Origin of the sequence: Micromonospora sp. NPDC048999, assembly GCF_040649295.1 — a bacterium.
In the GTDB taxonomy this organism is placed as follows: domain Bacteria; phylum Actinomycetota; class Actinomycetes; order Mycobacteriales; family Micromonosporaceae; genus Micromonospora.
The window spans coordinates 28,593-49,215 of record NZ_JBEZFI010000016.1 but is presented as its reverse complement, the minus strand read 5'-3'; the positions used below and the strand labels follow the sequence as shown (position 1 = coordinate 49,215).

15 protein-coding genes and 1 CRISPR repeat array are annotated in these 20,623 nt (G+C 69.7%); all 15 genes read left to right on the top strand.

The annotated features are described in order from the left end of the window. Positions 1-3: 3 nt before the first annotated feature. The 15 genes from AB0C02_RS18490 (at position 4) to cas2 (ending at position 16,244) form a co-directional block, all read left to right on the top strand. The gene (locus AB0C02_RS18490; RefSeq protein ID WP_357549447.1) at positions 4-957 is read left to right on the top strand and encodes a thymidylate synthase; all 954 of its coding nucleotides are present in this window, start codon (positions 4-6) and stop codon (positions 955-957) included. After that, complete coding sequence (locus AB0C02_RS18485) at positions 954-2,663, top strand: carbamoyltransferase C-terminal domain-containing protein (RefSeq protein ID WP_357549445.1); 1,710 nt, start codon at positions 954-956, stop codon at positions 2,661-2,663. Before AB0C02_RS18490 ends, AB0C02_RS18485 begins: the two co-directional genes overlap by 4 nt. Continuing rightward, positions 2,648-3,694 carry a hypothetical protein gene (locus AB0C02_RS18480; RefSeq protein WP_357549443.1) on the top strand — a complete coding sequence of 349 codons (1,047 nt, stop codon included), beginning with the start codon at positions 2,648-2,650 and terminating at the stop codon, positions 3,692-3,694. The genes AB0C02_RS18485 and AB0C02_RS18480 overlap by 16 nt, the downstream gene beginning before the upstream one ends. A 51-nt stretch (positions 3,695-3,745) precedes the next feature. Beyond that, a complete protein-coding gene (locus AB0C02_RS18475) occupies positions 3,746-4,267 on the top strand; it encodes a topology modulation protein (RefSeq protein WP_357549440.1) in 522 nt (173 codons plus the stop codon). Positions 4,268-4,361: 94 nt separating this feature from the next. Further along, positions 4,362-5,099, top strand: coding sequence for a phosphotransferase (locus AB0C02_RS18470; RefSeq protein WP_357549439.1), 738 nt, complete (start codon positions 4,362-4,364; stop codon positions 5,097-5,099). A 23-nt stretch (positions 5,100-5,122) separates the two neighbouring features. Then, entirely contained in the window at positions 5,123-5,770 is a 648-nt protein-coding gene (locus AB0C02_RS18465) for a histidine phosphatase family protein (RefSeq protein ID WP_357549438.1), read from the top strand. Further along, the gene (locus AB0C02_RS18460) at positions 5,767-6,615 is read left to right on the top strand and encodes an aminoglycoside phosphotransferase family protein (RefSeq protein ID WP_357549437.1); all 849 of its coding nucleotides are present in this window, start codon (positions 5,767-5,769) and stop codon (positions 6,613-6,615) included. Before AB0C02_RS18465 ends, AB0C02_RS18460 begins: the two co-directional genes overlap by 4 nt. Positions 6,616-7,041: 426 nt before the next feature. Beyond that, positions 7,042-7,521 carry an NUDIX domain-containing protein gene (locus AB0C02_RS18455; protein WP_357549435.1) on the top strand — a complete coding sequence of 160 codons (480 nt, stop codon included), beginning with the start codon at positions 7,042-7,044 and terminating at the stop codon, positions 7,519-7,521. Positions 7,522-7,777: 256 nt separating this feature from the next. After that, positions 7,778-10,042, top strand: a complete 2,265-nt coding sequence (gene cas3, locus AB0C02_RS18450; protein WP_357549432.1) for a CRISPR-associated helicase Cas3' — start codon at positions 7,778-7,780, stop codon at positions 10,040-10,042. Positions 10,043-10,876: 834 nt separating this feature from the next. Continuing rightward, positions 10,877-11,566, top strand: coding sequence for a type I-C CRISPR-associated protein Cas5c (gene cas5c / locus AB0C02_RS18445; protein ID WP_357549576.1), 690 nt, complete (start codon positions 10,877-10,879; stop codon positions 11,564-11,566). Beyond that, positions 11,566-13,395 (top strand): type I-C CRISPR-associated protein Cas8c/Csd1, encoded by a 1,830-nt coding sequence (cas8c, locus tag AB0C02_RS18440; protein ID WP_357549431.1) that lies wholly within the window; start codon positions 11,566-11,568, stop codon positions 13,393-13,395. Before cas5c ends, cas8c begins: the two co-directional genes overlap by 1 nt. Further along, the gene (gene cas7c, locus AB0C02_RS18435; RefSeq protein ID WP_357549430.1) at positions 13,392-14,282 is read left to right on the top strand and encodes a type I-C CRISPR-associated protein Cas7/Csd2; all 891 of its coding nucleotides are present in this window, start codon (positions 13,392-13,394) and stop codon (positions 14,280-14,282) included. Before cas8c ends, cas7c begins: the two co-directional genes overlap by 4 nt. Then, the gene (gene cas4, locus AB0C02_RS18430) at positions 14,279-14,929 is read left to right on the top strand and encodes a CRISPR-associated protein Cas4 (RefSeq protein ID WP_357549428.1); all 651 of its coding nucleotides are present in this window, start codon (positions 14,279-14,281) and stop codon (positions 14,927-14,929) included. Before cas7c ends, cas4 begins: the two co-directional genes overlap by 4 nt. Further along, entirely contained in the window at positions 14,922-15,950 is a 1,029-nt protein-coding gene (cas1c, locus tag AB0C02_RS18425) for a type I-C CRISPR-associated endonuclease Cas1c (RefSeq protein ID WP_357549427.1), read from the top strand. The genes cas4 and cas1c overlap by 8 nt, the downstream gene beginning before the upstream one ends. Positions 15,951-15,953: 3 nt before the next feature. Then, a complete protein-coding gene (gene cas2 / locus AB0C02_RS18420) occupies positions 15,954-16,244 on the top strand; it encodes a CRISPR-associated endonuclease Cas2 (RefSeq protein ID WP_357549425.1) in 291 nt (96 codons plus the stop codon). A gap of 126 nt (positions 16,245-16,370) precedes the next feature. Continuing rightward, positions 16,371-20,564: a CRISPR direct-repeat array (repeat unit 37 nt; unit sequence GCTGCGCCCGGCCACCGCGCCGGGCGAGGATCGCAAC). Between the last annotated feature and the right edge of the window lie 59 nt (positions 20,565-20,623).

Genomic DNA, 20,623 nt, shown 5'->3' with positions numbered 1-20,623 from the left:
CACATGATCGTCTTAACTGCGGACACCGCGAGCGAGTTGTTCATCGCCGCCTGCCAGGCGGTGCTGCTCAACGGCCAAGCGGTTTGCCCCCGGGACATGGCGACCACCGAGGTCGTGGGCGCGCACCTGTGCCTGACGAACCCGCGGCGGCGGCTGGTCGCCGTCCCGCCCGCCCGCGTGATCAACCCGGCGTTCGCCGTCGCGGAGGCGCTGTGGATCCTGTCCGGCTCCGACGACCCGTGGATCTTCGACTTCAACGCCAATCTGCGCCGATACGCCGACGACGGCGTGCTGCAGGGCGCGTACGGGCCGAGGATCCGCCGATGGGGCGGCAGCGTCGACCAGCTCGACGCGGTTGTGCGGAAGCTGTCGTCCGACCGGGATTCGCGGCAGGCCGTCATCCAGATCTACGACCCGTCTCGTGACCACCGCGGCTACCGGGACGTGCCGTGCACGCTCGGGTACCGGTTCTTCATCCGGCAGGGCCGTCTCGTGATGCACACCAGCATGCGAAGTCAGGATGTCTGGCTCGGCTTCCCGTACGACATCTTCGCCACCACCCTCCTACACGAGTTGATGGCCGGGTGGCTCGGGGTCGAGGTCGGCGAGTACCACCACCACGTCGACTCGCTGCACCTGTACGCCGAAAATGCTGCTGCCGCCGCCGAATGCCTCCAGTACCAGCCCGAGGTCGCGGAGATGCCGCCGATTTCCGTGGCCTGGCCCAGCCTGGATGCCGTCCTCACGCAGGTCATCTCCGGCGACAGCGGCCTGCCGGATGGCACCCCATGGAGCGTGTTCGGGCGCGTGCTGGCCGGTTACCGAGCCTGGAAGGCCGGCGAGCGGGACGAGGCCCGCAAGCTCGCCCATGACACGCCCGGCCCACTCGGCGCCGCCCTCACCACCTGGTACGAGCACCTCACCCCGGCGGCGCTCACACCTGGGGACCCGTCATGACCGCCAGCGTGGTGCTCGGGCTATGCGCGTACACGCATGACTCGGCGGCAGCGCTGCTGGTCGACGGCCAGATGGTCGGCTTCGTCGAGGAGGAACGGCTCGACGGCGTCAAACACAGCAAGGCGTACCCGGAGCATGGCGTCGCCTGGCTGCTCGGCGAGGCCGGCCTGTCGCCGCAGGACGTGACCACGGTGGCATATAACTTCGACGGGCGCCGCTACCTGTCGGCGCTGGGCCAGTTGCCCGCCCACCTGCGGCAGCCGGCCAGCCGCACCCGGGCTCTCGCCAGAGCTCGTAGCTTCACCACGGTCCACCGTCGCTACCAGTCCCGGATGCGGGACCTGTCCCAACGGTACCCGCGAGCCCGCCTTCAGCCCGTGCAGCACCACCGTGCCCACGCACTGTACGCGTTCCTCGCCTCCGGTGTGGACGATGCTGCGGTCCTGACCGTCGACAGCCTCGGTGAGCTGCAAACCACCACCACCTGGTACGCCCGGCGGGGCGACTCGCGGCTCACCCTTGACCTGCGGCACGCGATCAACGACCCGGCTTCCCTCGGATATGCCTACGGGGCCATCACCGAACACCTCGGCTGGCGACGCAGCGACGAGGAGGGGACGGTGATGGCCCTCGCCGCCCTCGGCGACCCAGCCCGCTTCCGAGACCTGATGTCCCGGGCGATCCGGCTCACCAACGACGGGTTCACCCTCGATCCGACGCTGCTCGCCCTGCGAGTGCTCTCCAGCCGCTACGGCCGAGTCACGCCCGCGTTCGCCGACGCGACCTGCCCGCCCCGACCGCCGACAGCGCCGGTCGAGCCCGTACACGCCGACCTCGCCGCCGCCCTGCAGGAACGCACCGAGCAGGTGATGCTGCATCTTGCCGCCCGCGCCCGCCAGCTGACCGGATCCGGGCTGCTCTGCCTGGGCGGCGGGGTCGCGATGAACTGCGTTGCCGCCGGCCTCATCGCCCAGGCCGGCATCGTCGACGAGGTACACGTACCGCCCGCCCCCGGTGACTCCGGCACCGCGATCGGCGCCGCCGCCGTAGCCTGGCTGGACGCGACCGGCCTCCCGCCCACCGGCATCGACCACCGCTGCTACCTCGGACCCGCCTACCCTGGCCTGACGCTGCCAGCCACACCCCGACCCGGGCTCCACGCGAGCCGTCCGGCCGAACCCGCACAGCACCTGGCTCGGCGTCTGGCCGAGGGCGAGATCGTCGGACTGTTCGCCGGCGCGCTGGAGGCCGGACCGCGGGCCCTGGGCCACCGGTCGATCCTCGCCTCGCCCCTGAACGCCGGGGTGGTCGAACGACTCAACGCCACCGTCAAGTTCCGCGAACCGTTCCGGCCGTTCGCCCCGGTCGTCCTCGCCGACAAGGCCGCCGACTACGTCCGACTGCGTCAACTCTCGCCGTTCATGTCGCTCGCCGCTCCGGTAACCGACCTGACCCGCGACCAGCTACCGGCGATCGTGCACGTCAATGGCACCGCCCGGGTCCAGACCGTCACCCGCGAACAGCACCCCTTCCTCGCCGACGTCCTCGCCGCCTTCGGTGAGATCACCGGACACCCCGTCCTGATCAACACGTCGTTGAACATCAAGGGCAAGCCCATCTGCGGCACGCCCGACATGGCCCTGGACTGTCTCGTCGAATCCGGTCTCGACGCGCTGCTCATCGAAGACTGGTGGGTGACGAAGTGAGAGTCGGCTACAGCTTCTGGGGGTTCCTCGGGGCCGGCGTCACCGATACCCCGGACGGAGGCCGCAGCCACCGCCGGACCCTGGTCGACGGACTCTGCGCGGCCGGCTACGACGTCGTCTTCCTGCAACCCAACCGCGACCTGTGTGAGGCAGGGGACGACCTTACCGGCCACTACCGCTGGGACGCGCGACTACCCGACATCGACGCCCTGTTCCTCGAATGGCGCTGGCCCATCCCCGGCCGCAGCACCACGCCATGCGGCCGGCCCGGGCACACCTGCGACCTGCACCGCCAGGCAGAGCTGCTCGCCCACTACACCCACCGGCTCGGCACCCCAACCATCCTGTGGGACAAAGACCGCCAACTCCCCGCCACGGACCCACTCCGCCGCACCCGCAACGTCACCGTCTGCGAACCAGCGCTCTGCCCGAATCCCGGCGCGGTGCCGCTGCTGTTCCCGGTCGCCGATACGGCCATCGACGCCACCGATCCCGATGCTCTGGCGGCCTTGCCCCGCCCCATCCCGCTGGTCTACGTCGGCAACCAGTACGACCGCGACGACGCCTTTGACACCTACTTCGCGCCCGCCGCCGTCCGACTACCCCACCTGGTGGCCGGCAAGTGGACCGACACCGCACGCTGGCCTGACCTGCGCTTCGTCGGCCGGGTCCCCTTTCCTCGCGTCGCCGAGATTTACGCTGAGGCCCTCGCCACCGTCCTGCTGCTGCCCGCCCGCTACGCCGCCGCCGGGCAGATGACCCAGCGGATCTTCGAAGCCGTCCTCGCCGGCTGCGCGCCGCTTCTCCCCGCCGATGTCCGAGGTGGCGCCGCGTTCGTACCGCCTTTCCTGATCGTCCGCAATGCCACCGACGTCCGGCACCGCGTCGGCCGGCTCGCCGAGATCGCCGGCACCGGCGAGCACGCCCGGCTGATCGCCGAATGCCTACGACACCTCAACCCGTTCCGGCTCTCCACCCAGCTGGACGTGCTCGATCGCCTCCTGCGTCACCCGGAAACGCTGGCCTCATGACTCACCGTGTCGCCTCGGCGCGACGCCACCGGACCCGTACCCTGGAGAGCCATGGACAGGATCGCCATCGTCGGCTGCGGCGGCAGCGGCAAATCCACCGTCGCCCGGCAGCTGGCCCGGATCCTCGACGCACCGCTGACCCACCTCGACGCCGTCTACTACGACGAGCAGTGGCGGCCGTTGCCGCAGGACGAGTTCGTCGCCCAGCAGGAGAAACTCGTCGCCGGCGAACGGTGGATCATCGAAGGCAACTACGCCAGCACCCTGCCCATCCGGCTGGCCGCCGCGGACACCGTCATCTTCCTCGACCTACCCGCCGCCACCTGCCTGTGGGGCATCGCCCAGCGACGCTGGCGCTACCGAGGCGGACAACACCACCAGGACGGCGTCTACGACCGCATCACCTGGAACTTCGTCCGCTACATCCTTGGATACCGGCGAAGCATGCGACCACGAGTACAAAACCTCCTCCGCGAGCACGGACCACACGCTCGACTGATCGCCCTCACCAGCCGGCGACAAGCCAACCAGCTCGTCACCCGCGTACGCCGCGAACACCAGCCCCTAGCCTGAGCGCAGCGGACGGGTCGACAACCACCACTTTTTCTGACGCCGAACCATCCTGCACCGCCCAGTCCACCGTCAGCTGCAGCACAGCGGTGCCGGCATGAGCGGCGGAATCTTCGTCAAGCGGTACGACGATCCGGCACGCTGCGCCGCCGCTGCCGCCCACCACGCCTGGCTCACCAGCCTGAACGCCGGTGTCCGCCTCCCGCGCCTACTGACGAGCGACGCCCAGCGTCTGATCTTCGAGCGACTGCCGGGGCATACACCGGCGGTCACTGACCTGCCTCGGATAGCAGCGGCGCTCGGCCGCCTGCACGCCGCCGCACACGACCGCGACTTGCATGCTGCGCGCCTCCAGCAACCCCACACCACGACGATCGGACTGGTGATCCCGGACTTCGCCGACCCACGCCGCGCGGCGTTGCACCGCGCTGCCGCCATCGCGGGCATCGACGCGGCGGCACTCGATGCCCTACTCGACCGTCCCGGCCTGCCAGCAGCCTTCTACAAGGACCCGAACGTCCGGAACTACCTCGTGGACGGGGAAGACGTCGCCGTCGTCGACTTCGACGACCTGACCCTCGCCCCCTTCGGCTACGACCTCGCCGGACTGCTCGTCACTGCCGCCATGACCTACGGCCGCCTCGACGAACAGACCCTCGCCCGCTGCGTTGACGCCTACCAGACCGCAGTGGCACCCCAGCAGTGTCGCCCCGCTGATCTGCACCAATTCGCCGAGCTGCACCACCTGCTGACACTCCGCTACCTCGGCCGCAACGGCTACCGGCACCCGTGGCCCACTGTCCGGCCCTGGCCCGATCCGTTCCCGCCAAGCTGACCAACCGCCAAGGAGACCCTCGAATGGTCCCGACCGAACTCGTCATCGCCCGCCACGGCGAAGCCGCCTGCAACGTCGCCGGCATCGTCGGCGGCGAACGCGGCTGCACCGGACTCACCAACCTCGGCCGCGATCAGGCCGCACAACTCGCCGCCCGCCTGGCCAACGAGCACTCACACCGGCCATACACCGCCTACTACGCCACCCCACGGCTCCGCGTGATGCAGACCGCCGAGATCATCGCGCGAGCCCTGCACCTGCCCGCCACCATCGAACCGCAACTCCGCGGCCCCGACCATGGCGACGCCGACGGCCAGCCATGGGTGGACGTCAAGACAGCCTTCCAGGGACCGCCCCAGCACGCTCCCGACCGCCCTTACGCCCACGGCTCCGAAACCTGGAACCAATATCTCAACCGGGCAACGACCGCCCTCCAGAAGATCCTCGCCAGACACGACGGCGAGCGAGTCCTCATCGCCGCCCACGGCGAAACCGTCGAGGCAGCCCACACCCTGCTACTCGGCCTTACCCAGAGCACCCGCCTCCGGCTCGGCTTCGTCACCGACCACGCCTCGCTTAACCGCTGGCAGAAGCCAACCAACCGCTTCGGCCGCACCATCTGGCAGCTCGTCACCCACAACGACACCCGACACCTCGGGAACCCGCGGTGACCGACCTCGACCTTCTCCTGAGGCTCTGCCAACGCCTCCTCGACACCGACGCGGTACCCGTCGCCTGGCATCCCGGCCACGCCGGCACCCGCGCACTACGCGCCTCAACGAGCGACCACGGTGAAGTCATCGTCAAAGCGCACCGCAGCCCGGAACGCCACACCCAGGAAGTCCACGCCTACCGCACCTGGATCCCGGCGCTCGGCGACAGAGCACCCCGGCTGCTCGCCGCAACCGACGACCCACCCGCCATCGTGGTGACCGCTGTGCCCGGAGTTCCGCTCACTCAGCGTCAGCTCGACCCTGAGACCGAGCAGGACGCGTACCGGCAGTCAGGACGGCTACTCGCAACCCTGCACGCGGCCGGACCGCCCCGCTTCGAACCAGACTGGACCGCCTGGCTCGCCGAACGCGCCGAGTACTGGATCCACCGCGCCGGAGACCAGATCACGGGCAACCGCCGAAGCGAAATACGCGCCCACATGCAGGCCCTACGCGACCTCGCTCCCGTACCGGCCCGGCCCTGCCACCTGGACTTCATGCCCCGAAACATGATCTACAACGAAGGCGTCGTACGCCTGATCGACTTCGAACACAGCCGCTACGACCTCCCCGCCCGCGACCTCGTACGCCTCGCCACCCGCATCTGGCCCCACCGCCCCGACCTACGCGACAGCTTCCTCGACGGCTATGGCTCGCTCACCACCACCGATTACGAGGTGATGGAGCACTGCGCCCAATTCGACGCCCTGACCAAGCTGTGCAGCTCGTCCTCGCCTGGAGGCCGCGCCGCCAGCCAGTTGAAACTCCCCGGCTACGGCCGGGAGGCGAGCCATCCAATTTGATCCTCAGGCCAGGGGTCATGCCTCTGCGGAATCGGCCGTCGATAACTTCGACGTACCGTGCGGCCTGCAGCAGCCCCTGGCAGTCGCAGCCGCAGCCGTCGCCTCCGCCTGGTGGGCCGGGGCCCCTGCGTGCCGCGGTCGCGTCCTCGGAATCGTGCTCCACGGCCCGCTGCTCACCGCACGGCTACTCGCCCTCATCCCCGCGCTGCACGTCGCCGTCCGGGCCGCCCCGCTCCGCCGACCGGCCGCCGCTGGTATCTCCCCGTCATTCCCTCGCCGTGATCGCGGCCAGCCCGCTCCAGCCGTTCGTCGGGCCGGCCGGCCCCTGGAAACTGATCCTTTAAAAGGTCACCAAGCATCACCGCGGTTTCGGCAAGGCCGAACGCCGACACCCCACTCGCCCTCGTCGAGGAAGGAGACCACCTCGTGGCCGAGCCCGTGACCCCGACCATCCGCACCTCCGCCAAAGCCGTCGTCGTCCACAACGGACGCGTCCTGCTCCAACGAGCCATGTGGGAAGGCACGGACTGCTACTTCCTGCCCGGCGGCGGCCAACGTCCCGGCGAACCGCTCGACGCCGCCGCATGCCGTGAGGTTCACGAAGAAACCGGCCTGACCGTGCGAGTCGTACGCATGCTCCGGCTGCGCGAGTACATCGGCGCCAACCACGAACACGCCGACACCGAAGCCGGCACCCACCGCATCGAGGCGATCTTCCACTGCACGCCGGATGGGACGCCGGGACAGCTCAGCGGCCACGCCGAGGACGACCTGCAAACCGGGCTCGAGTGGGTCGAACTGGAGAAGGTGCCCGGCCGCAACCTGCTGCCTCACGCCCTGCGGCTACGGATCGCCGCCCTCGCCGCCAGCGACCCGCACATCGGCTACGTGGGCGACGTCGCCTAACTGTGGCGGCAATCGACGGCCGGATCCCCGGCGGTCGCCTGCGCCGCCAACGAGGCATTACCCGCTCGCCAAGCTGGTTCAGAGCGCGGGCCAAGGCAGGCAATGCCTTCTCGGTACCCTCGCACAGGATGTAGGCGCCGGCTTCGCGTCGCCCCGACACGCCGAATAGACCGCCAACCACCGATATCTCACGGCCCTGGTGTTGAATCTGCGGTTCACTGCCGAGGCAACTCGACGACGTTCGTGGGGACCGATCGTGTCTGGTGTAAGTTCTCTCTGGGCCCACAGCCCTGCTCCTGAAAGCAGCCGGTGGCATTCTCTTGCCGATCATCTTCGGAGCACCGCAGAGCTGGCGCGACGGTTTACCGGCCCATTCGGCGGGGGCGACGTGTCGTACTGGCTTGGCGCGTTGCATGACGTGGGCAAGGCGGCCTGCGCCTGGCAGGACAAGCTTGCTGCTGTCGCGTCCACCGGCCGCCCAGTCGGCATCGACCACAAGTCACTCGGCACCCGGATCGCATACGAACGTGGACTTGCCGCGTTCGCCGGTGCGATCTTCGGCCATCACGGCGGGCTGATCGACGCGCCACAACTGCGCGCCTCGTTCCGGAGTCGACTTGCTGACGCGCCTGACAACGTGACGTCCGCCGAGCGGGCGCTGCCCGGGCTGTTGCCGGACCTGCCGGAACGGCTCGACCATCTGGTGCCGGCGGACTGGCGGGCAGATCCGCTGGTGGGGGAGATGGCGCTGCGTCTGTGCTACAGCGCCCTGGTCGACGCGGACAGCCTGGACACCAGCGCGCACTTCCAGGGACTGGCCAGCCCACGCGTACGTCCGGACGCCGACTTCGGGCACCTCTACAAGGTGTTCGAACAGCGGCGGCGTGATGAACTCGCCGGGCGTGGCGGCACTCCGATCGGCAGTCTGCGGGAGCAGGTCTACGCGGACTGCCTCGCGGCGGCCGACCGGGATCGCGGGGTGTTCCGCCTCGGCGCGCCGACCGGGGCCGGTAAGACCCTCGCGAGTGGCGGGTTCGCGCTGCGGCACGCGGAGAAGCATGGCCTGCGTCGGGTCATCGTGGCGGTCCCGTTCCTCACCATCACCGAGCAGAATGCCGCCGTCTACCGGCGGCTGCTCGACGAGGACGGCGCGGAGCCGGTCGTCCTCGAACATCACAGCCAGGCCGACTTTGACGACCCGGAAGCCGGCCGGTGGGCTCGGCTTGCGGCCGAGAACTGGGATGCGCCGTTCGTCGTCACCACCTTCGTCCGGCTCTTCGAGTCGTTGTACGCCCGCAAGCCATCGGCGATGCGCCGGGTGCACCGGCTCGCCAACTCGGTGATCGTGCTGGACGAGGTGCAGGCGCTGCCGCACGCGATGCTCGCGCCAATCCTCGACGGACTCCGGCTGCTCGTGCGGCACTTCGGCGCGACCGTGCTGCTCTCCTCGGCGACACAGCCGAGCTTCTGGGCCTTGAACGAGTTCAAGGAAGTGCCCTGCACCGACCTGATCCACGACACTCCGAAGCTGGTCAGTGATCTGCGAAGAGTGCGGTACGAGTGGCAGCTCGACCCGAAGCCGACGTTGGCCGGCGTCGCTGACCAGGCCGCGTCGGAGCCGGCGGCGCTGGTCGTGGTCAACACGACCGCGGACGCGAAAGCGGTGTTCGACCAGTGGCGTGATGCCGAGCCGGACGGTGTGGCCTGGCACCTGTCCACCCGGATGTGCCCGGACCACCGGCAACGGGTACTGGAAAAGGTGCGGGCACGCCTCAACCGGGGCGAAAGGGTCCTGCTCGTAGCTACCCAACTGATCGAGGCTGGGGTGGACGTCGACTTCCCGGTCGTGTTCCGTGCGATGGCTCCGGCCGACTCGCTGCTTCAGGCGGCCGGGCGAGCCAACCGCGAGGGTCGGATGGCGGACGGTGGGCGGGTCATCGTGTTCGCGCCGGAGGACGGCGGGCAGCCGCCCTCGTACAAGACCTTGGTCGGCTGTACCGGGCGCCAGTTCGGACCGGACAAGGTCGACCCGGACGACCTGGCGGCGCTCGGACGCTATTACCGCAACGTGTACGACGTGCTCAACCTCGCCGACGGCCAGCACGTCGGGCAGCGCACACAGCAGGCTCGGCGGCGCTGGGAGTTCCAGACTGTGGCCGAGGGGCCGATGGACGCGGGCACCAAACAGCGGGATCGGAAGCTGGCGTTCCGAATGATCGACGATGACGGGATCAGCGTGGTGACGACACAGGGGGCCGAGACACCTGAACTGCGGCGTGAACTGGAGACCTTGGTCGAGGAACTGCGTCAGGCACCGGTTCCGGACCTTGTGAAGCTGCGGCGGCTGCAGGCGTATACGACGAACCTTCACCCCAGCGCGCTGCGCCAACCCGGTGTGATGGCGCTTCTGCGGCCGATCCTCGGCAACGAGGTGCGGCGGGGCGTGCTGGTCGAGTGGGTCGGCGAGTACGACGCCACCGGCATCAACCTCGACCCGAACCTGGAGCAGTTCGTGATTTGACAGCCAGATGCCGCCTCGGTCCTAAGTGGTTGCCTGGGTGAGTGCCTGCGTGCCTCCGGCCAGCGACGCGGAGCTACGTCATTCCATCAGGCGAGCTAGGGCTAGAACCGCGAGGAGGCCGACTGTTATCCCAGTTGCCAGGCCGTCTCTGGGAGTTGCGGCGATCGCTAGGTGGATCGCCACCGTCAAGATCAACGCAACCCTTAACGGCATTCGTTTGTTGGAAGGCGCAGTCTGTTGGCCGTTGAGCAGGGCTGTGCTCTTTTGATCATTACCCATGCATCTTCCTTGGGCTCGATCAACTGGTTGATCCGAATGGCCCGTTGGGCTAACCGGAAGAAGGATGCCATAGCTGGTCGGCGGCAGCAACCATTTGGGAGGCAGCCTGCGGCGCCTGCAACGAAAGTTGCGCTAGTATCAAAACCCAAGATTGAGCAATGCGCGACTTCGAGGTTCGCGACGAAGGCTCGCGTTTTCAGCCGCTGGTTGGTGCACGACCATCCTCTGCTGGATGGTTCTGGCTGCAGTGCTCACGAGCGCTGAGGATCGAAACGTTGCTGGCGCGGCATGCGCTGGTCCGAGTGTGCGAGCGGTCCTAGGTCGAGCGATGCGAGTTCTTCGACGGCAGGTCGCCATGGGGCGTCGCTCTTCCCGATGTCGCAGTACCTCGGGCAGGAGATGATCTATCTATGCCGGCCGAAGGTGAGAAGTGTCGTACCGATGAGGCAAGCTCGCACCCGTTCTGTGGGGGATTCGCCGATCCCGTGGTCAGTGAATTTTCGATCTTGTTCGATTGGCTTTGATCTTGGAGGGATTTGTGCTGTGACGACGGATGTGGTCAACGGGCTGACTCTGCGGCGAAGCGCGGAGGGTGATCTCCCGATCGTTGTGCAGGTCAGCGGTGAGGCGGCGCTGTTCTCGCGGCCGGAGTTGAAGGTGGAGCGGGTCAGTTATCCGGTGATGACCCCGTCGGCTGCGGTGGGCGTACTCGAATCGATCTTCTGGAAGCCGGAGATGCGGTACCAGGTTGTTGCGATCGAGGTGCTGAAGCCGGTGAAGCAGTTCTCGGTCCGGCGCAACGAGACCTCTGACGTCGCGCCGTTGGCCGAGGCGATCAAGGGCACCCGCCGGGTGGACACTGCGGCGCACCGCGACCAGCGCAACGCCGTGTGCCTGCGCGACGTGGCGTATCGAATCCATGCCCACATCGAGTTGGCCGCGCACGCGGACAAGACGGTCGCGGCGTACCGTGACCAGCTTCGTCGCCGGGTCCGCAAGGGCGCCTGCTTCCAGCAGCCGTACCTCGGCACTCGGGAGTTCAGTGCCGAGTTCGGCTGGCCGGATGACACCCCACGGGCCGACGTCGACGAGGAGGTCGGCATCATGCTGCACTCCGTCCACCGTGACGGGAAGCCTGGTCAGCCGCGGATGGAGTGGTTCGCCGCCCGGGTCGTTGACGGTGTGCTCTACGTGCCCGAGCGCGGGATCGAGTTGGCGCTCCCGGTAGAAGGCCAGGTGGTCTAGTGCTGCTGCAACGGCTGGTGGAGTACGCCGACACCAGCGAGGACGTCATCCCGGCGTTCTACGCTCGGAAACCCGTGCGCTGGAGCCTGGAGATCGACGGTAATGGCGTACCTCGGGGCGATCTTGTCAGTACGGCGGACAAGGACGACCCGCAACGCCGGTTCGGCGTGCAGCGGCTAGTACCGGCCGTGGTCAAGACGAGCGGAATCTCGCCCGCGCTCGCGGTCGACAACGGCGAGTACGTCTTCGGCTGGCTGTCGGAGGGCGCCAAGCCGGAGCGGGTCGCGAAACAGCGCGACGCCTTCTGCGCCCTGATCACCGAATGGGCCGCCGCCGAACCGGATGGCCCGGGCCCGGCGATCGCCGCCTTTTACCGGGACGGGCATGCCGGCAAGCTCCAACCGCCGGCCGATTGGAGCAGAGGCGACCTGATCGGATTCTGGGTCGACGGAGTCTACGCGGCGGACACCGGCGCGGCGCGGCGGTTCTGGGCCGGGGTGGCCGGTGACCGGAAGAGCTCAGGGCGCTCAGGGCTGTGTCTGGTCTGCGGCCAGGTGCAGCCGTTGCTCAAGACCGTGCCGCAGCAGATTCCTCGGCGCTGGGTGCCCGGTGCCACCCAAAACGCGTCGCTGGTCAGCATGAACAAAGCTGTGCACGGCTACGAGCTGCAAGAGCAACTCACCAACACCCCGATCTGCGCCGGCTGCGGTCTCAAGTTCATGACCGCGTTGGCCGGTCTGCTGTCCGATCCGCTGCACAGCACCGCCTTGTCCGGGCAGAACGCTCGGCTCGCCTGGTGGGTGCTGGGCGGGTCGACCTTCGAACCGTGGGCGACCGTCGAGCAGCTAGATCCGGCCCAGATTCAGAGCCTGATCGCGGGCCCCGCCAGCGGAGAGGAAGCAGCGGTCGAGGATCTGTCCCGCTACTGCTCGGTGACAGTGGGCGGCAACGTCGCCCGGGTGGTCGTACGGGACTGGATCGAGCAGCCGATCCGCCAAGTGAAGGAGAACATCCGAGCCTGGTTCGAGGACCACAGGATTGTCGACGCCTGGACCGGTGAGGTAGTGGAGATCAAGGTCTCCCAGCTGGCCCGGGCCGCCGGGCGGTTCGAGGCCGGACGCAACGGTGGCCCCGGGACCTGGACCAATTTCGGCGCGTCCGGCGAACACCGACCGCCCGACCTGTTCCACCGCCTGCTCAGGGCCGCGCTGCTCAAGCGGCCGCTGCCGCCGAAACTGCTCAACCATGTCATCAACCGGATCCGTATCGACGGTCGGCTCGACGCGGCCCGCGCCGCGCTGATCCGGCTCGCTCTCCGCCGCCACCCGAATCTGCCCGAGCATGAACGAGAGAGGCTGACGCCGACCTTGAACGTGGAGCACAAGCAGAAGCCGGCCTACGTGTCCGGCCGAATCTTCGCCGTGATGGACGACCTGCAACGGACCGTGTTCCGGGTCGCCGACCAGAAGCTGAACACCACCTTCGCCGAGCGCTACTTCGGCCGAGCCATCGACAACCCGCAGGTCGTCATCGTTTCCGGCCGCCGCAATGTGCAGGCGTGGCTCAAACGCCTGCGCGGGCCCCTACACCGGCCGAACTGGTCCGACGCCTACGAACGTCGACTCGACGACCTCTTTGTCCAGCTCGACGCGATTCCCGGCGGCGCGGTGCTGACCGACAAGGCCCAGTTCATCCTCGGCTACCACCAGCAGCGGGCCGCGATGCGGGCCGAGCGACTCGCGGCGGCCGCGAACAAGAAGAAGACCGACCTGCCCCCGGAGCCCGACGACCTGGCGCCGACCACCGACGACGAAGGAGACGACGCATGACCGCCGCACACCTCGACCCAACCCGCCGCCACGACGCCGTCCTGCTGTTCGACGTCAGCGACGGCAACCCGAACGGTGACCCGGACGCCGGCAACCAGCCGCGTACCGACGACGAGACCGGACAGGGCCTGGTCACCGACGTGGCGATCAAGCGCAAGATCCGCGACACGGTATCGCTGCTGCGGGGCGACGATCCCCGCTACGGCATCTTCGTCGAGGCCGGCTTCGCCCTGAACACTCGGATCGACGGTGCCTTCGTCGCCAGACCACCCAAGATCAGTAACAAGCCGACCCCGGCCGAGATCGCAGTGGCCCAACAGTGGCTCTGCGAGCACTACTTCGATGTACGGATGTTTGGCGCGGTGCTCAGCACCGGGAAGAGCGGAGGTGCTGGTCAGGTCCGCGGCCCGCTCCAGCTCACCTTCGCCCGCAGCATCCATCCGATCCTGCCCACCGACCACACCATCACCCGGGTCACCCAGACCCGGCAGGAGGACATCGACAAGGGGGAGCGTACGGAGATCGGCTCCAAGTGGACCGTTCCGTACGGCCTGTACCGGGCGCACGTGTTCTACTCCGCGCCCCGGGCCGCGAAGACTGGCGTGACCAGCGATGACCTGGCCGCACTGTGGCAGGCCATCACGGTCATGTTCGACCACGACCGGGCTGCCACCCGGGGTGAGATGAAGCTGTGCGGGCTCTACGTGTTCAGCCACCCCGACGCGTTCGGGATCGCCCCCTCGGCCGCCCTCACGCAGCGCATCACGCTTGAGCGAGAGAACAAGGACAAGGCGGCGCGCGCTCACACCGACTACACCCGCAACATCGACGAGTCGGGGCTACCGGACGGCGTCGAGCTGACCAAGCTGGTCGACCTCTGGCCGTGACCGGCGACCACTCGGCGGACAGCGGCACCGACCTGCGGGAGGTGCCGCTGTCCGCGCTGGAGCACTACGCCTACTGCCACCGGCAGACCGCGCTGATCCACGTCGAGGGCGTCTGGTCGGAAAGCGTCGAAACGGTACGCGGCGACCTCAGCCACACCACCGTCGACCTGCCCGGCATCCAACACCGCCGGGGCCTCACCGTGATCCGGTCGCTACCGGTGTGGAGCCACACCCACGGCCTGCGCGGCATCTGCGACATCGTCGAGTTCGAAAAGGGTACGGCCACACCGGTCGAATACAAGGTCGGACGCTACAAAGCCGGTGGGCCCGCCGACCTGCAACTCGGCGGGCAGGCACTCTGCCTCCTCGAAGCCGGCTTCGACGTGCCAACCGGCTACATCTACTCGGTCGCCGAACGCCGCCGACACGCCGTACCCATCGACGCCGACCTGCTCGACCGGGTCGCGGTCGCGACCGTGGCCGTACGCCGGCTGCTCGACACCCCCGCGTTGCCGGCGGCACGCAACGACGCCCGCTGCCGGCGATGTTCGCTCCGGGAGGACTGCCTGCCCGAGCTGACCGACGGCCGGCGGCAGGCCACACCCGACCTGTTGACCCCACGACCATTGGGACAGTGGCGTGACTGAGCTGCTCAACACCCTCTATGTGCAGACCCCCGGCACCAGCCTGCACCTCGACGGCGACACCGTCCGGGTATACCACCCCGACCAGCCCGGACGCCGGCTGCTGCCGCTCGTCCGGCTCGATCACCTGGTCCTGTTCAGCGGTGTGACGCCCAGCGACGACCTGCTGCTGCGATGCGCCGACGACGGCCGCTCCGTCAGCTGGCTCACCGGCAGCGGACGGTTCCGAGCCGGCCTGGTCGGCCCCACCCACGGCAACCCGCTGCTCCGCCAAGCCCAACACCGGGCCGCCGACTCGCCGGACCGACAACTGCCCATCGCGATCGCCATCGTCGCCGGCAAAATACACAACGCGCGACAAGTGCTGCTACGCGCCGCCCGGGACACCAGCGGACACCGGCAGACCGCGCTACGAGCGAGCGCCGAACTTCTCGCCGGGCGGCTTGAACTGCTCACCACCGCAGCAAGCACCAACGAAGTGCTCGGCGTCGAAGGCATCGCCGCACGCGACTACTTCGCCGCCATGCCGTACCTGCTCGGCTCAAGCACGGACTGGAAGGCATCCGGGCGGAACAAACGACCGCCCACCGATCCGCTGAACTGCCTACTCTCCTTCCTGTACGGCATGCTGCGCGTCGCCGTGCAGGGCGCACTCGAGCAGGTCGGACTCGACCCGTACATCGGCTTCCTGCACGCCGTCCGGCCAGGCAAACCCGCTCTCGCCCTAGACCTGATGGAAGAGTTCCGGCCACTACTGGCCGACCGGCTCGCGCTCACCATGCTCAACCGACGCGAGCTGACCCCGAACGATTTTGAAGAACTGCCGAACAAGGCGTACCGGCTCACAGACGGTGGACGCAAGACCGTGCTGGCCGCATGGCAACAGAGCCGGCAACGCAACTGGCCGCACGCCCAACTCGGCCGTGAGGTGCCCGCCGCGCTGCTACCGCTCGTGCAAGCCCGGCTACTCGCCCGCCACCTCCGCGGGGACCTGGTCGCGTACGAGCCATGGACGGTGAACTGAACCATGGACCTGCTCGTCACGTACGACGTCGAGACAGTCACCCCACAGGGGCAACGCCGACTGCGCAAGGTCGCCAAGATCTGTGAGGCGTACGGCCACCGCGTGCAGCAGTCGGTGTTCGAGGTCGTCTGCCGCGAAACCGACAAGGTGCGCTTGGTCGCCGCACTCCAGGAGGCCATCGACCCGACCCAGGACAGCATCCGGATCTACCGGCTGCCGGCCCACGCGCTCGACGATGTAGAACATCTTGGCAAGCCACGGTTGATCGACCCACGGGGGCCATTGGTGATCTAGGAACCCCAAGTGAACGCGGAAACCCCAGAGGGTTCCGAGCCGAGAAATGCGGATCAAATGAACAAACCGGAACGCGGGCAAGTCGACAACGTATCGGCATATCGCTATCGCCGCTGCTCGCGAACCGCTGCGCCCGGCCACCGCGCCGGGCGAGGATCGCAACGCGGACGGGCCTACGGCACCCGCTAATGCGCTAGAGCTGCGCCCGGCCACCGCGCCGGGCGAGGATCGCAACGACAGTGCGGTGACCCGGTTCTCGGTGATCTGGTGGCTGCGCCCGGCCACCGCGCCGGGCGAGGATCGCAACGACTGCTCGGGCCTGATGCTCTGGATTTTCGGCAAGGGCTGCGCCCGGCCACCGCGCCGGGCGAGGATCGCAACCCGGTCGGTGTCGACCATCTGCGCGATCTGCCCCTGGCTGCGCCCGGCCACCGCGCCGGGCGAGGATCGCAACGTCATCAACCCCGACCAGGTGGCCCCCGACGGCACGGCTGCGCCCGGCCACCGCGCCGGGCGAGGATCGCAACGACTGCTCGGGCCTGATGCTCTGGATTTTCGGCAAGGGCTGCGCCCGGCCACCGCGCCGGGCGAGGATCGCAACCCGGTCGGTGTCGACCATCTGCGCGATCTGCCCCTGGCTGCGCCCGGCCACCGCGCCGGGCGAGGATCGCAACGTCATCAACCCCGACCAGGTGGCCCCCGACGGCACGGCTGCGCCCGGCCACCGCGCCGGGCGAGGATCGCAACGCGATCCAGCCGGTGTTGCCCGTGCCGGTCTCCTTGACGCTGCGCCCGGCCACCGCGCCGGGCGAGGATCGCAACCGGTGTGTGAGCGACACGCTGCAAGCCCGCGCGTGGCGCTGCGCCCGGCCACCGCGCCGGGCGAGGATCGCAACAGCCGCCGGCGTAGCGACAGCGTCGCCAGCAGGGGGCTGCGCCCGGCCACCGCGCCGGGCGAGGATCGCAACGCCTCCGAGCTGGGCCGGCTGCTGGCCGACGCCAAGGCTGCGCCCGGCCACCGCGCCGGGCGAGGATCGCAACCCGCACGTGGACCCGCCCCGCGTCGCCGGCCGCGGCCGCTGCGCCCGGCCACCGCGCCGGGCGAGGATCGCAACAGCGGGCCCTCGCACGTGGCCAACGCCTACGCGAGCGAGCTGCGCCCGGCCACCGCGCCGGGCGAGGATCGCAACATCAAGGGTCTCGGCCGGATGCAAAAAGCCGGCGGCGCTGCGCCCGGCCACCGCGCCGGGCGAGGATCGCAACACCGCCCAGCCGAGCGAGGTGACGGCCACCGCCCGGCGGCTGCGCCCGGCCACCGCGCCGGGCGAGGATCGCAACGCGTCGGCGAGCAGCCGGGTCATCTCCCCGCGCAGGCGCTGCGCCCGGCCACCGCGCCGGGCGAGGATCGCAACAGCAGCACCACCCATCGGCCGCTGCCGTCCATCAGCTGGCTGCGCCCGGCCACCGCGCCGGGCGAGGATCGCAACCGGATCGGGTCGACTGGGCGGACCTGGGGCCGGAAGCTGCGCCCGGCCACCGCGCCGGGCGAGGATCGCAACTTCGCGCCGAAGGACGAAGAAGACGCCGAACGGATGGCGCTGCGCCCGGCCACCGCGCCGGGCGAGGATCGCAACGAGGTGGGCGGGGTGGTCGGCTGCGGAGCCGGCGTCGCGCTGCGCCCGGCCACCGCGCCGGGCGAGGATCGCAACATGGGCCTGCCACGCCGCGTCGGGCACTACTCCGACGGCTGCGCCCGGCCACCGCGCCGGGCGAGGATCGCAACAGCCCGAGCGCGGTCATCGCCGAGGCCCTGGCCGAGGTGCTGCGCCCGGCCACCGCGCCGGGCGAGGATCGCAACTTGGGCGATGACGCCGGGGCGTCTGAGGCTGAGCGGGAGCTGCGCCCGGCCACCGCGCCGGGCGAGGATCGCAACCCGCACGGTCCGGGTGCCGACACCGGGAACGCCGGGAAGCTGCGCCCGGCCACCGCGCCGGGCGAGGATCGCAACAGTAGCGCAGTAAAGGAGGAGACCGTGCCACGGGTGAGCTGCGCCCGGCCACCGCGCCGGGCGAGGATCGCAACCACCCATTGTTGGGAAGCGATCTGCCCGTCCGGAAGATCGCTGCGCCCGGCCACCGCGCCGGGCGAGGATCGCAACTCGCTGATCGCCAAGGATGCCACGATCTTCATCGTCGGGCTGCGCCCGGCCACCGCGCCGGGCGAGGATCGCAACGTGGAGTGGACGCACCCCGTCAACGGCAGGCGGGACGCGCTGCGCCCGGCCACCGCGCCGGGCGAGGATCGCAACCGGTGGTGCGCCGGGCGGGCCGGCCGTGGGATGAGGCGGGCTGCGCCCGGCCACCGCGCCGGGCGAGGATCGCAACTCCGCCTTGGTCGGCTTGCGCAGCAGTTCCAGCAGCCCGCTGCGCCCGGCCACCGCGCCGGGCGAGGATCGCAACACCGGGCCGCCCTGCAGGAACGGCAGCGCCACCCAGGCTGCGCCCGGCCACCGCGCCGGGCGAGGATCGCAACCGCCGGCCTGCCGGTCGGTGTCTTGCCGCCGGCTATGGCGCTGCGCCCGGCCACCGCGCCGGGCGAGGATCGCAACAAGACTGAAGGAGGAACCGATGGAGAACAGCCCCGAGGCTGCGCCCGGCCACCGCGCCGGGCGAGGATCGCAACGCTGAAACCGATGGCGGTGTGGCGCGCGCTACCAAAGCTGCGCCCGGCCACCGCGCCGGGCGAGGATCGCAACGCTGGTCGGCACAGTCTTTCCTCCTCAGGCTGTGGCGGCTGCGCCCGGCCACCGCGCCGGGCGAGGATCGCAACGGGATGACTGCGGAGGACTTCGTCCGTGACGTCGCCGGCTGCGCCCGGCCACCGCGCCGGGCGAGGATCGCAACGGCGTCCGCATGTCCAAGGACGAGGCGCTGATCGCCTAGCTGCGCCCGGCCACCGCGCCGGGCGAGGATCGCAACTGCGGGTTGCTGAACAGGCCCATCTCGGTCCTCTCGGGCTGCGCCCGGCCACCGCGCCGGGCGAGGATCGCAACATCAACAACCTGGTCGTCCGACTGTCCGCCTCGCCTGCGCTGCGCCCGGCCACCGCGCCGGGCGAGGATCGCAACTCGTATTCGCGGGGTTCGAGCGCCCGGTTGTTGTGGGCGCTGCGCCCGGCCACCGCGCCGGGCGAGGATCGCAACGTGACGATGCTGGACGCGTCCCGCCAACCGCCCCGGGTGCTGCGCCCGGCCACCGCGCCGGGCGAGGATCGCAACGCTCCTTGTTGAGGCTGGCGAGCGCGTCCCTGGCCCGGCTGCGCCCGGCCACCGCGCCGGGCGAGGATCGCAACGATGTCGCGCTCGTCGCGCCGGGACAACCGCTCCTTAGCTGCGCCCGGCCACCGCGCCGGGCGAGGATCGCAACCTCCCCGCCCACCCGTGGGGCGTGCTCCGGTCCATCGCTGCGCCCGGCCACCGCGCCGGGCGAGGATCGCAACCAGGTGTGGTCCGGCACGGGCGCCAACGCGGCGCCGCTGCTGCGCCCGGCCACCGCGCCGGGCGAGGATCGCAACGATCCACGGATTGACGAACCAACATTCCCGGCTGGTCGCTGCGCCCGGCCACCGCGCCGGGCGAGGATCGCAACTCGCGTGGGTGGAGGTTGGCCGAAAGTCTTCCGCGAAGCTGCGCCCGGCCACCGCGCCGGGCGAGGATCGCAACAGCCGCACGACCAGCAACGGATGGGGTGCCGCCGCTACCGGCTGCGCCTGGCCACCGCGCCGGGCGAGGATCGCAACGTCGTCCCCGCCAGGACGCCACGCCAGAACGGCTTCAGCTGCGCCCGGCCACCGCGCCGGGCGAGGATCGCAACAGGCGCGCGGCGAATGACCGGCTGGCCGCGTCCGAGCGCTGCGCCCGGCCACCGCGCCGGGCGAGGATCGCAACCTCAAGCTCTCCGGGGAGATCCTGCAGATCGCCGCCGTGCTGCGCCCGGCCACCGCGCCGGGCGAGGATCGCAACGACCTGGTCAAGCGGGACGCGGCGGCGGTCGCTGCCTAGCTGCGCCCGGCCACCGCGCCGGGCGAGGATCGCAACGCCCTGCCGTACCTCCTGAGCGTCGTCAAGAACCGCTGGCTGCGCCCGGCCACCGCGCCGGGCGAGGATCGCAACGCATCGTACGGTGAGATCATCCGCATTTATTCGCGGGCTGCGCCCGGCCACCGCGCCGGGCGAGGATCGCAACCTCATCGGGCAACAGCAGGTCGCGTAGGCCCCGCGACCAGCTGCGCCCGGCCACCGCGCCGGGCGAGGATCGCAACCTCATCGGGCAACAGCAGGTCGCGTAGGCCCCGCGACCAGCTGCGCCCGGCCACCGCGC